This window comes from Aurantimonas marina (assembly GCF_017183135.1).
In the GTDB taxonomy this organism is placed as follows: Bacteria; Pseudomonadota; Alphaproteobacteria; order Rhizobiales; family Rhizobiaceae; genus Aurantimonas; species Aurantimonas marina.
In genome coordinates this window covers 81,334-92,825 of record NZ_JADDXW010000010.1, presented here as the reverse complement: position 1 = coordinate 92,825, position 11,492 = coordinate 81,334, and the positions used below count along the sequence as shown (strand labels likewise).

General features: G+C 65.9%; 10 protein-coding genes. 4 read left to right on the top strand and 6 right to left on the bottom strand.

Going from position 1 to position 11,492, the window contains the following annotated elements; genetic code table 11:
- Window positions 1-4 precede the first annotated feature (4 nt).
- Entirely contained in the window at window positions 5-976 is a 972-nt protein-coding gene (locus ING15_RS12680; protein WP_232845739.1) for a hydroxymethylglutaryl-CoA lyase, read from the bottom strand.
- A gap of 268 nt (window positions 977-1,244) precedes the next feature.
- On the opposite strand from ING15_RS12680, the gene ING15_RS12675 reads away from it, so the two are divergent.
- The 3 genes from ING15_RS12675 to ING15_RS12665 are packed head-to-tail and all read left to right on the top strand — an operon-like array spanning window position 1,245 to window position 4,230.
- Entirely contained in the window at window positions 1,245-2,219 is a 975-nt protein-coding gene (locus ING15_RS12675; RefSeq protein ID WP_206455189.1) for a Bug family tripartite tricarboxylate transporter substrate binding protein, read from the top strand.
- Window positions 2,220-2,226: 7 nt separating this feature from the next.
- Entirely contained in the window at window positions 2,227-2,667 is a 441-nt protein-coding gene (locus ING15_RS12670) for a tripartite tricarboxylate transporter TctB family protein (RefSeq protein ID WP_206455188.1), read from the top strand.
- 30 nt (window positions 2,668-2,697) lie between these two features.
- On the top strand, window positions 2,698-4,230 hold the full coding sequence (locus tag ING15_RS12665) for a tripartite tricarboxylate transporter permease (protein ID WP_206455187.1): 1,533 nt from the start codon (window positions 2,698-2,700) through the stop codon (window positions 4,228-4,230).
- Window positions 4,231-4,260: 30 nt separating this feature from the next.
- Here ING15_RS12665 and ING15_RS12660 read toward each other — a convergent pair whose 3' ends face one another.
- The 4 genes from ING15_RS12660 to ING15_RS12645 all read right to left on the bottom strand — a co-directional run bounded on the left by ING15_RS12660 (window position 4,261) and on the right by ING15_RS12645 (window position 9,353).
- A complete protein-coding gene (locus ING15_RS12660) occupies window positions 4,261-5,118 on the bottom strand; it encodes an FAS1-like dehydratase domain-containing protein (RefSeq protein ID WP_206455186.1) in 858 nt (285 codons plus the stop codon).
- A gap of 100 nt (window positions 5,119-5,218) precedes the next feature.
- Window positions 5,219-6,385 (bottom strand): acyl-CoA dehydrogenase family protein, encoded by a 1,167-nt coding sequence (locus tag ING15_RS12655; RefSeq protein WP_206455185.1) that lies wholly within the window; start codon window positions 6,383-6,385, stop codon window positions 5,219-5,221.
- Window positions 6,386-6,453: 68 nt separating this feature from the next.
- On the bottom strand, window positions 6,454-7,980 hold the full coding sequence (locus ING15_RS12650; protein WP_206455184.1) for a fumarate hydratase: 1,527 nt from the start codon (window positions 7,978-7,980) through the stop codon (window positions 6,454-6,456).
- Window positions 7,977-9,353 (bottom strand): MmgE/PrpD family protein, encoded by a 1,377-nt coding sequence (locus tag ING15_RS12645; protein ID WP_206455183.1) that lies wholly within the window; start codon window positions 9,351-9,353, stop codon window positions 7,977-7,979. Before ING15_RS12645 ends, ING15_RS12650 begins: the two co-directional genes overlap by 4 nt.
- A gap of 244 nt (window positions 9,354-9,597) precedes the next feature.
- On the opposite strand from ING15_RS12645, the gene ING15_RS12640 reads away from it, so the two are divergent.
- Window positions 9,598-10,746, top strand: a complete 1,149-nt coding sequence (locus ING15_RS12640) for a CaiB/BaiF CoA transferase family protein (RefSeq protein WP_206455182.1) — start codon at window positions 9,598-9,600, stop codon at window positions 10,744-10,746.
- A 60-nt stretch (window positions 10,747-10,806) separates the two neighbouring features.
- Here ING15_RS12640 and ING15_RS12635 read toward each other — a convergent pair whose 3' ends face one another.
- On the bottom strand, window positions 10,807-11,364 hold the full coding sequence (locus ING15_RS12635; protein WP_232845738.1) for a cytochrome P460 family protein: 558 nt from the start codon (window positions 11,362-11,364) through the stop codon (window positions 10,807-10,809).
- Window positions 11,365-11,492 lie beyond the last annotated feature (128 nt).

Sequence of the window (11,492 nt, the reverse complement as noted above, 5' to 3'; positions counted from 1 at the left end):
CCGCTCAACCCGCCGCCGTCGAGACATCGTCGACGCCGTGCCGGGTCAGACGCGGCCCGGCCTTGATCACCTGGCCCGGCAACTCGCGGCCAAGGATCGTCTCGGTTCGCTTGGCCACATCGATCAGGCGTTCGAGATCGACGCCGGTCTCATAACCGCTTTCCTCGAGCAGATAGACGAGATCCTCGGTGCAGATATTGCCCGTCGCCCCCGCCGCGAAGGGGCAGCCGCCAAGACCGCCGATCGAGGAATCATAGCGGTTGACGCCCTCGGCGAGCCCGACCATGACGTTGGCGAGGCCGACGCCGCGCGTGTTGTGGAAATGCAGCGTGATTTTCATTTCCGGCACGCCCTCCCGCAGGGCCGCCAGCAACGCCTTGACCGTCGTTGGCGTTGCCATGCCGGTCGTGTCGCCAAGATTAAGATCGACGATGCCGAGATCACGGTAGAAGCGCGCGATCCTTACGACGGATTCCGGCGGCACGTCGCCCTCGAAGGGGCAGCCGAAGGCGGTGGCAACGCCTCCCTGGACTCGCTTGCCGGCCGCTTTGGCGATCTCAACCACTGGCGGGAAGCGGGCCAGCGTCTCGTCGATAGAGGCGTTGACGTTCTTGCGGCTGTGCGCTTCGGAGGCCGAGCAGAACAGGCCCATGATGTCGAGTTGCGTCGCGGCCGCCCGCTCGGCGCCGCGGGCGTTCGGCACCAGCGCCGTCAGGATCACGCCTGGCTTCTTTTCGATCCCGGCCAGAACCTCAGCAGCGTCGGCGAGTTGTGGCACGGCGCGGGGCGAGACGAAGGAGGTCACCTGGACCTTGCGCAAGCCGGCATCGATCAGACTGTTGACGATTTCGATCTTGCGTTGCGTCGGGATGAATTGTTTCTCGATCTGGAAGCCGTCGCGCGGGCCCACCTCGCAGATTTCAACCCGGCTCCCCGCGCGCACCGGCATGGGAAGCACATTGCCGGTTTCGGCCATCGTCCCGCTCCTATTTTGTTTCGGTGGTGTGACGGTTTCCATACCTGAAGGTGCGCTGGAAAGTAAATTTCCAATTGATGCCCCGCGTCGCAGCATAAATTCTATGTGCGACGCAGCATAGAAGGTTGCGACTTCGGCCTTGACCAGTCGTTTGCTTCGGTGTCATCCACTAGGAAGGCCCGCAGTAAAAATGCCGCTGACGGCATGATCTCATGCAGCCGACAACATGGCGGGGGACGCAAGAGCTGCCGCCTGAGGGAGGGAAGTCATGTTTTTGAAACGTTTGTTGATGGCCGCGGCCGTCGCGTCGATCGCCTTGCCGGCGGCGGCGTTCGAGCCGTCGAATGTCGAATGCATCGCGCCGGCCAATCCCGGCGGAGGCTGGGATTTCACCTGCCGGACGGTCGGGCGGATTCTGCAGGAAGAGGGTCTCGTGCCGGGTGCCGTCCAGGTCACCAACATGCCGGGCGCCGTCGGCGCGGTGGCCTTCGCCAATGTAGCATCGAAGCGCAATGACGACCCGAACCTGATCGTGGCGACGTCGACCGTCGGCATCACCCAGATCGCCCAGGACAAGTACCCGGCCGGCATCGATCAGATGCGGTGGCTAGGCATGCTCGGAGCAGATGTCGGCACGGTGCTGGTCAACAAGGATTCCGAATACGACTCGCTGGAAGCCGTGCTCGCCGCCGTCAAGGAAGACCCGGCCGGAATCGTGGTCGGCGGATCGTCCTCGATCGGCGGCTGGGACCATCTGCGGTTCCTGATCCTGGCGCAGGAAGCGGGCGTTCCGACCGACAAGCTGAAGGACATCCGTTGGGTGGAGTTCTCCGGCGGCGGTGACGCCGTCACCCAGTTGCTCGGCGGCCATATTGGCGTCGTCCTCACCGACATCGGTGAAATCGGCGGCTTCATCCAGTCGGGCGACGCCAAGGCGCTCGCGGTCATGTCCGACGACAGGCTTCCGGCCTATCCGGATATCGCCACCGCCAAGGAGCAGGGCATCGAAGCGGTCGGCTACAACTGGCGCGGCTTCTACATGGGCGGCGGGGTTCCCGACGACGCCTATGATTTCTGGGTCGAGAAGATGAAGACGCTCTACGATTCGGAAGGCTGGCAGACGGCGGCGACCGAGTCCGGCCTGACCCCGATCTGGCGCGGCGGTAAGGAATTCGACGCCTTCGTCCGCGAGTCCAAGGACAAGGCCGCCGAGATCTCGAAGGCTATCGGTGTCATCCAGTAGGACCGCCATGAGCCTTCGTCTCAGCGACCGGATTGCGGGGGCGTTACTGCTCGCCCTCGCGATCTGGTACTGGATCGCCGCCAGCGACTATGTCGTAGCCTATGGCGATCCGGCCGGTCCCAGCCTGTTTCCCCGCATGGTCGCCGTGCCGCTCGGTCTGTTCGCCGCCTTTCTGATCGTTAAGCCGGATCCCGACCCGGTCTGGTTCCGCTGGCCCCATGTCTGGGGCCAGTTCGCCATGCTGGCGGTCCTCATCGCCTATCCGTTTGTCCTCGAACCGGCGGGCTTTCCGCTGTCGACAAGCGTCGCGGCGGTTTTTCTGGCCCGGATTCTCGGCGGAAGCTGGTTGCAATCCGTTCTCACCGGACTGGTGATCGGTTTCGGGCTGTTCTTTCTGTTCGACGGCATTTTCGGTCTGCCGCTGCCGATGGGACCGCTGTTCGGCTAGTCACCGCTTGACCGGTGCCAAGGAGATCACGTGGAAATTCTTGGTTTTCTCGCCGACGGCTTCGCCACAGCCCTCACCCCGACGAATATCGGGCTCGCCCTGTTCGGTTGCTTCATCGGCACGATCATCGGGGCGCTCCCCGGCCTCGGCCCGGTCAACGGCGTCGCCATCCTGATCCCGCTGGCGTTCTCGCTGCAACTGCCGGCGGGCTCGGCGCTGATTCTGCTCGCCTGTGTCTATTACGGCTGCATGTATGGCGGCCGCATCTCTTCGATCATGCTGAACATCCCCGGCGACGAACCGGCGATGATGACCTGTCTCGACGGCTATCCGATGGCCCAGCAGGGCAAGGCACCGGAAGCCCTGGCGATTTCCGGCATCGCCTCCTTCGTCGGCGCGGTGGCTTCGACCATCGGCCTCGTGCTGTTTGCGCCGCTTCTGGTCCAGTTCGCCATCCGCTTCGGCCCGGCCGAATATTTCGCGCTCTACGTCATGGCCTTCGCCACGATCGGCGGCATCACCGGCGCCAATCCCGCCAAGACGCTGCTGGCGGCTGGGATCGGCCTGGCGCTGGGAACGGTGGGGATCGACCCACAAAGCGGCGTGCCGCGCTACACCTTCGACAACTTCCATCTTTATGACGGTTTTCACGCGATCGTCGCGATTGTCGGCCTCTTCGCTATCTCCGAGGCGCTGATCCTTTTGGAACACGGTGCTGGCGGTCATGCCGGCGCAATCCCGGTCAAACGCGCCTTCGCCCGCTGGGCGGATATCCGCAAGGCGCTCGGCGCGATGTTTCGCGGCTCGGGGCTCGGCTTCGTCGCCGGCATCCTGCCGGGGGCGGGTGCTTCGCTCGGTTCGTTCATCGCCTATACGCTGGAAAAGCGCTATTCGAACAGCAACAACACCTTCGGCAAAGGCGATCCGCGCGGGGTCGCGGCGCCCGAGGCCGGCAACAATGCCGCCGCCGGCGGGGCGCTGGTGCCGATGCTAGCGCTCGGCGTGCCGGGCTCGGGCACGACGGCGGTGCTGCTGGCGCTGCTGATCTCGCTCAATATCACCCCGGGGCCGCTGTTATTCCAGAACCAGCCGGATATCGTCTGGGGCCTGATCGCGGCGCTGTTCATGGCGAACGTGTTCCTGCTGATCCTCAATCTGCCGCTGGTCGGCCTGTTCACCCGGATGCTGTCGATCCCGATGTGGGCGCTGATGCCGTTCGTGGTGATGATTTCCTTCGTCGGCATCTATTCGATCAGCCACTCCACCTTCGACCTGCACGTCATGGTCGGGTTCGGCGTCCTCGGTTTCATCCTGCGCAAGCTCGACATCTCCGTGGTCCCGGTCGTACTCGGGCTTTTGCTCGGCGGCGAGATGGAAAGCATGCTGCGGCGGGCGCTGTCGATCTCGGGCGGCGATCCGGCAATCCTCATCGGCAGCGGGATTTCGATCGGACTCTACACGGTGACGGCGTTCTTCCTTCTCGCCGCCGTCTATTTCGCGTTCCGCAAGCGGCGGCGGGCGAAGCCGGCGTTGGAGATCGAGCAGGAGACGATGGCGGACTGAGACGCCGCGCAGGGACGGGCGCTCGGCGGTTCAGACCCACGCCGTCGCCTGCATCCGCGCCGCGCCATCGGCGCCGTTCGACCAGAGTTCGCAGCCGTTGCCGTTGCGCCGCGCGTTGAGGCCCATCGTTTCGCCGTCGAACAGCGGCTTGACGCCACGATAGGAAAACACCGCCGGCGTCCGACCAAGCGTCTCGGCCGCGAGATGTGCCAGCAGCGTCGCCTGCAGCGGCCCGTGCACGACGAGGCCGGGATAGTTCTCTTCCTCGAGGCAATAGGATCGATCGTAATGGATGCGATGGCCGTTGAAGGTCAGGGCCGAATAACGGAACAGGGCGAGGGGGCTCGGCTCGAAGCTGTGGGTCGCGTCGGCTTTCGGCGTCTCGAGTGCCTCGGGCCGCCGCCCTGCGGGCGTGGCGCCGCCGGTCTCGGCGGCGCGGTAGACGACGTCCTGGCGCTCCTCGATGGCGACGACAGCGGATGCGAGAATGTCATGCCGGACCGTCACGAAGCACAAGGGTCCGGAGCGGCCCTGCTTGAGTTCGACGGCTTCGATGCGCGAGCGCCGCGTCACCCGGTCGCCAACGACGAGCGGGGCCAGAAAACGCAGTTCGCCACCGGCCCACATGCGCCGGGGCAGCGGCACCGGCGGCAGGAAACCGCCGCGCGCCGGGTGTCCGTCCGGTCCGGTGGCAGAGTTGGGTACCACCGGCGGCGCAAGGCACCAATGCAGGCAGAGCGGTGCCGGATCGCCCTCGGACACGTCGCCCGGATCGCGGTCGAGCGTCGCCAGAAACGAGCGGACGAGTCTTATGTCGATCTGGTCGTCGGCCTCTTCGGTGCGGCCGATCCAGCGTTTCAGATGGCCGATATCGATCGTCTCGCTCATCGGCTTGCGTCTCCCTGGATGATGATGTCTCGAAATGTTCGATTCCAGTCAGTTGGCGCGGGATGCCGGCGGAATACTGCCCCCAATCCTTTTCGTTCCGCTAGTATGATCGCGGCAGGCCGAGCACATGCTCGGCGAGATAGGATAGAATCAGATTGGTCGAGATCGGCGCCACCTGATAGAGCCGCGCCTCGCGGAACTTGCGTTCGACGTCGTATTCCTCGGCGAAACCGAAGCCGCCATGGGTCTGGACGCAGGCTTCGGCCGCCGCCCAGGAGGCCTCGGCGGCCAGCATCTTGGCCATGTTGGCTTCTGCGCCGCAATTCTCGCCCGCCTCGAACATCTGCGCCGCGCGATGGACCATCAGCTCGGCCGCGCGCATCTGCGCATAGGCCCGCGCGATCGGGAATTGAATCCCCTGGTTCTGGCCGATCGGGCGGCCGAAGACCGAGCGTTCCTTGGCGTAGGCGGTGGACTTGGCGGTGAACCATTTGGCGTCGCCGATGCATTCGGCGGCGATCAGGATGCGCTCGGCGTTCATGCCCGAGAGAATATAGCGAAAGCCCTTGCCTTCTTCGCCGATCAGATTCTCGGCCGGGACGGTGACGTTGTCGAAGAAGATCTCGGTGGTCGCGTGGTTCATCATCGTGCGGATCGGCCGGATGGTCATGCCGCCTTTCCTGGCTTCTTGCATGTCGAGGATGAACACCGACAGGCCGTCCGTGCGCTTCTGGACCTGGTCCTTCGGCGTCGTGCGGGCGAGCAGCAGCATCAGGTCGGAATATTCGGCGCGTGAGGTCCAGATTTTCTGGCCATTGACGACGTAATGGTCGCCGCGCTTCTCGGCGAAGGTCTTGATCGAACTCGTGTCGGTGCCGCTGGTCGGCTCGGTCACGCCGAAGGCCTGCAGCCGCAATTCGCCGGTCGCGATCTTTGGCAGGTAGGCTCGCTTCTGGGCCTCGTTGCCATGCCGCAGCAGCGCGCCCATGATATACATCTGAGCGTGACAGGCGGCGCCGTTGCACCCGGTTCGTTGCACTTCCTCGAGGATCGCCGCGGCGGCCGAAAGCGGCAGGCCGGAGCCGCCATATTCCTCCGGAATCAGCGCGGCGAGATAGCCGGCATCAGTCAGCGCCGCGACGAACTCGGCCGGATAGGCCATCTCGCGATCGAGCTTGCGCCAGTATTCGCCGGGGAAGTCGGCGCAGAGCCTGGCGACCGCCTCGCGGATGTCCTGGTGCTCGTTCTCGATCGCCGTGGCATTCATTGGAGACATCCTGTTCATCGAATTGCTTGTGGTTTTTGGGGAGGTTTGAGCTGTTCCGAACCGCGCGGCTAGACCGTTCGGCCTGAAACACGAATCTCCGGCCGCTTCCAGCGCGCCGGACCGGTGGTGTGGATGGAGGTGCCTCTGGCGTCGACCGCGACGGTGACCGGCATGTCCTCGACCACGAATTCGCGGATCGCCTCCATGCCGAGATCGTCGAAGGCGAGGACGCGCGAGGAGCGGATTGCCTTGGAGACCAGATAGGCCGCGCCGCCGACGGCGATGAGATAGGCCGCGCCGTGCCGCCTTATGCTGTCGATCGCCGACGGACCGCGCTCGGCCTTGCCGATCATCACCAAGAGGCCGGTCGCCTCCAGCAATTGGTCGGTGTACGGGTCCATGCGCGTCGACGTGGTCGGGCCGGCCGGTCCCACCGCCTCGTCGCGCACCGCATCGACGGGCCCGACATAGTAGATCGCGCGGCCATCGAGATCGACGGGGAGTGCCTCGCCGCGATCGAGCATCGCGATCATCCGCTTGTGGGCGGCGTCGCGCCCGGTCAGCAGCCGGCCCGACAGGAGCAGCGTCTCGCCGGCCTGCCAGCTGGCGACATCCTCGCGGGTCAGATCATCAAGGTCGACACGGGGCACGGCCGCGTCCCCTTGGCCGAGGGCGATGTCGGGCCACCGATCGATCGCCGGCGGCGTGAATTCCGCCGGGCCGGTGCCGTCGAGCGTGAAGCTCAGATGCCGGTCGGCGGCGCATTGCGGGACCAGCCCGACCGGCTTCGACGCGGCATGAACGGGATAGGTCGCGATCTTGACGTCGAGCACCGTGGTCAGGCCGCCGAGCCCCTGCGCGCCGATGCCGAGCGCGTTGACCTTCTCATAGAGTTCGATGCGCAGTTCCTCGAGCTTCGAGGCCGGGCCGCGGGCGATCAGCGCCGTCATGTCGATCGGCGCCATCAGCGATTGCTTGGCGAGCAGCATCGCCTTTTCGGCGGTGCCGCCGACGCCGATGCCGAGAATGCCTGGTGGACACCAGCCGGCGCCGAGCCCCTCTACCGTCTTCAGCACCCAGTCGACGACCGAGTCGCCCGGGTTGAGCGCGGCGAAACGCGCCTTGTTTTCCGAGCCGCCGCCCTTGGCCGCCACCGTCACCGCGATTTCGCTTCCGGCTACCAGCTCCACATGGGTGACGGCGGGGGCATTGGTCCCGGTGTTCTTGCGCTCGAAGATCGGGTCGTCGAGGATCGACGGGCGCAAGGGGTTCGCCGCGTCGGTATAGGCGATCGCCACCGCCTCGTTGACCAGCTCGGCGAGCGGGCGCGTGGTGGCCAGGCGCGCCTCCATGCCGAATTTGACGAAGACGTTGACCGTACCGGTGTCCTGGCACATCGGCCGCCCGCCGAGCGCGGCCATGCGGGAATTGACCAGGATCTGCGCCATGGCGTTCTTAGCCGACGGGCTTTCCTCGCGGTGATACGCCTCGGCGAGATGGGCGATGAAATCCGGCGGGTGATAGACCGCGATGTATTGCAGCGCGTCCGCGACCGAGCGGATGAAATCCTCCTCGGTGATGGGAGAAGCGCTCACGCCGCTGCCTCGCTGGAAGGCGGCATCGCGCCGAAGGCTGGGAGGCGATCGAGCCCTTCGATGCTGTCGGCCAGACGTCGGGCGTCGTCGCCGAGAACCGGTTCGGCCAGCGCCATGAACTTGGCGCGGATGGCGGCCGCGTCCGGGAAGGTCGCCGGCTCGCCGGACGGGTCGGGGATGCGTCGCTCCATCGCGCCCGATCTGGTCTCGACGCGGAGCGTCGCGCCGAAGGGATGCCCCAGCCCTTCCAGGCTCTCGTCGCGCACGACGTCGATCCGATCCGACAATGCGTCGAGTGCTGGATCGCCGATCCGCCTGTAGTCGTCCCAGCCGAACGAGCCCTGGTCGAGGGCGACGCTGGCGACGAAGGGCATGGAGAACTGGCCGTCGACGATGGTGCGCACCCGGCGCTTTTCCGGCAGGGGATCGCCGGTCAGCGTGATGCCGTTGCGGTGCAGGCCGATGGTCACGGAGCGGACGTCGGCTGCGGTAAGCCGCTGCTCGCGCCGCAGCGCGAGCAGCCCGTCGAGGGCGGCATGGGTGTAGCGGCAGGCAGGGTAGGGCTTCATGCCGATCTTCATGGTTTCCCACACGGTGCCGAGATCGGCCACTGCCTTGGCCGGATCGGCGGCGTCGGTATAGCCGACGAGCAGTCCGTGCCGGCCCTCGATCGGGGCGGACGCGGCCTTGAAGCCGTTCTTGGCCAATGTCGCGGCGAAGACGCCGTTCATCGCCGCCGCGCCGACCTGCCAGCGCTTGTTCCAGGCACCGTTGACGAGAAATTGCAGCGAACCGGCCGCCTGACTGCCGGAGACGCCGAAAGCGCTGGCGACACCGTCCGCGTCGAGGCCGAAGAGCCGCGCGGCTGCCGCCGCCGCGCCGAAGGTGCCGGCGGTCGCGGTGGGGTGGAAGCCGCGCGCGTAATGGCTGGTCGGGTCGAGCGCATTGCCGAGCCGGCAGCAGACCTCGTAGCCGGCGACGATCGCCGTGACGATCTCGGCGCCGCTCGCGCCGACCATCTCGCCGACCGCTAGCGCCGCCGGCACCACCGGGGCGGAGGGATGCAGCGAGGAATCGGCGTGGGTGTCGTCGAAATCGAGGGAATGGCCGAGCATGCCGTTGACCAGCGCCGCGACCGGCGGCGCCAGCCGGCGTCCGGTGCCGATGACGCTGGCGGCGCCCGGCCCGCCGAGGCCGAGTTCGTCCAGCGTCGCATAGAGGCTCGGGGTGGATTCCGATTCGGCATGGGCCCGCACGATGCTGCCGGTCAGATCGAGCGCCAGATGGCGGGCGCGCAGGGCGACCTCGGGCGGAATCGCGTCGAAGGACAGCCTGGCGACGAATGTCGCGAGGATCGTGGTTTCGTCGCTCATGCTCGTGCCCTCCCAAGCAGCGTTGCGTGGCCCGCTCGTCCCGTTCCGGCGCGACAATCGTAAGCCTGTCGGTTTATTGGCATTGTCGCGCGGGTCAAGTCTTGTTGCCGGATCGACGTCGCGACCCGCTGCCGCTGGCGACCGTCGGCTCTGGTTTACGCCGGTCGGCTCGAATAGAACCCGGCGCGACGATCGGCCGAGATCGATCACCCCTGGCCATCACGCAGCGAAGCGGAGCTCCTGAATGAACAATGATCTCGCCGGCGTTCTCGTCGTTTCCGTCGAGCAGGCCGTCGCCGCGCCCTATGTCTCGGGGCGGCTCGCCGACGCCGGCGCGCGGGTCCTGAAGATCGAACGCCCGGAGGGCGACTTCGCCCGCGGTTACGACAGCTTCGTGCATGGCGAGAGCGCCTATTTCGTCTGGCTCAATCGTGGCAAGGAATCGGTCCGGCTGGACCTCAAGAATGCCGAGGATCGCGAACGACTCGCCGGGCTGATCGGCAAGGCAGATATCTTCATCCAGAATCTCGCACCCGGCGTCATTTCGCGGCTCGGCTTCGATCCCGACGAACTGCGGGCGCGCTATCCGCGGCTGATCACCTGCTCGATCTCCGGCTACGGCGACGACGGCCCGCTCGCACATCTGAAGGCCTATGACCTTCTGGTGCAGGCGGAGACGGGGCTTTCTTCCGTCACCGGCAACGAACACGGGCCGGCGCGCGTCGGCGTTTCGGTCTGCGACATCGCCGCCGGCATGACCGCGCTATCCAGCATCATGCAGGCGCTTTACGCCCGCGAGCGGACCGGGGCCGGGCGGCACATCGCACTGTCGCTGTTCCACGCACTCTCCGACTGGATGAACGTTCCCTATCTGCAATATGTCTATGGCGGCCTGACGCCGCCGCGCAACGGGCTCAGCCACCCCACCATCGCCCCCTACGGGGTCTACGAATGCTCCGACGGCCGCGCGATCCTGTTGTCGATCCAGAACGAGCGCGAATGGGTCAATCTTTGCGCCAAGGCGCTGGAGCAACCGGAACTGGCCACCGACGAGCGCTTCTCATCGAACAACCGGCGCGTCGCCAACCGGCCGGCGCTGGAGGCGATCATCCAGGACATCTTCGCGCGCCATGATCGCGACGCCATGGCGGCGCGCCTCGAGGCGGCGCAGATCGCCTATGGCCGACTGTCCGATATGGAAGATTTGAAGAACCACGCCCAGAACCGGACGGTGACGGTCGATACGCCGTCAGGCCCGGTCACGATGCTGGCGCCGGGCTTTTTGATCGATGGACGGCTTCCCGAATTCGGCAAGGTGCCGGCTCTCGGCGAGGACACGAAACGGGTTCTCGCCGAGTTCGGGCTGGCCGAACCTGCGTCCGCAAAGGGCTGACGGAGTGAGCCGGAGCGCGAAACATCCGGTAGGTGATGATCGCGCTTCGGGATCAGCTTGTTACCAGTCGGCGCGGTCGGTGGTGAACAGGAAATCCTCGCCCGGAGCCGCCGAATGGCAGGCGATGCAGCCGGCCTCGGCATTGCCCTTGGCGACCCGGCCGGCAAGTTCCGTCCCCTTCGGATTCTTGTCGAGCGAACCGTCCGGCAGATATTTGGCGTAGAACCAGTCCTTGTTCTCCGCGTCGTAACCGGCCTCGCGCTTGAACATGACCGTGACCGCGCCGAGATGTCCGCCTGGATCGGCCAAAACCTGGTCGGCGGTGACGCCTTCCGGCCCGTAATTGTTCTTGACCACCAGCGAGCCGGCCTGACCGTCGATCTCGGCGTTGAGATAGAAGGTCTCGAGCATCATGCCGTGCGGGTCGGTGCCGGCATAGGGAAAGGCGTGAATGGCGCCGTCGCCGGCAAGTTTCAGCTCTTCCATCGCCGCCCAGACCTTCTGGGCATAGGCGGTGTCCTCTTCCTGACCGAAGGGCGGGGTCTGCGCCTGGGCCACGGCCATGGTCAGCGCCGAGGCGACGACGAGGCTTCCGACCAGCTTTGAACGAAATTTCATGATTTCCTCCACCTTCTTCCGACTCCGAGGCCGATCCCCGAAAAATCGTGCGAGCAGTGCCAGCCCGGCTCACCGCGCCGACGTCTTCGACGCGGCAAGAAACCTGCACACTCTATGGCTATTCGCGG

Excerpts from the sequence above, each read along its gene's own strand:
- ING15_RS12680 (WP_232845739.1), bottom strand. The coding sequence starts at position 976 with ATGGCCGAAACCGGCAATGTGCTTCCCATGCCGGTGCGCGCGGGGAGC.
- ING15_RS12675 (WP_206455189.1), top strand. The coding sequence starts at position 1,245 with ATGTTTTTGAAACGTTTGTTGATGGCCGCGGCCGTCGCGTCGATCGCC.
- ING15_RS12670 (WP_206455188.1), top strand. The coding sequence starts at position 2,227 with ATGAGCCTTCGTCTCAGCGACCGGATTGCGGGGGCGTTACTGCTCGCC.
- ING15_RS12660 (WP_206455186.1), bottom strand. The coding sequence starts at position 5,118 with ATGAGCGAGACGATCGATATCGGCCATCTGAAACGCTGGATCGGCCGC.
- ING15_RS12655 (WP_206455185.1), bottom strand. The coding sequence starts at position 6,385 with ATGAATGCCACGGCGATCGAGAACGAGCACCAGGACATCCGCGAGGCG.
- ING15_RS12645 (WP_206455183.1), bottom strand. The coding sequence starts at position 9,353 with ATGAGCGACGAAACCACGATCCTCGCGACATTCGTCGCCAGGCTGTCC.
- ING15_RS12640 (WP_206455182.1), top strand. The coding sequence starts at position 9,598 with ATGAACAATGATCTCGCCGGCGTTCTCGTCGTTTCCGTCGAGCAGGCC.
- ING15_RS12635 (WP_232845738.1), bottom strand. The coding sequence starts at position 11,364 with ATGAAATTTCGTTCAAAGCTGGTCGGAAGCCTCGTCGTCGCCTCGGCG.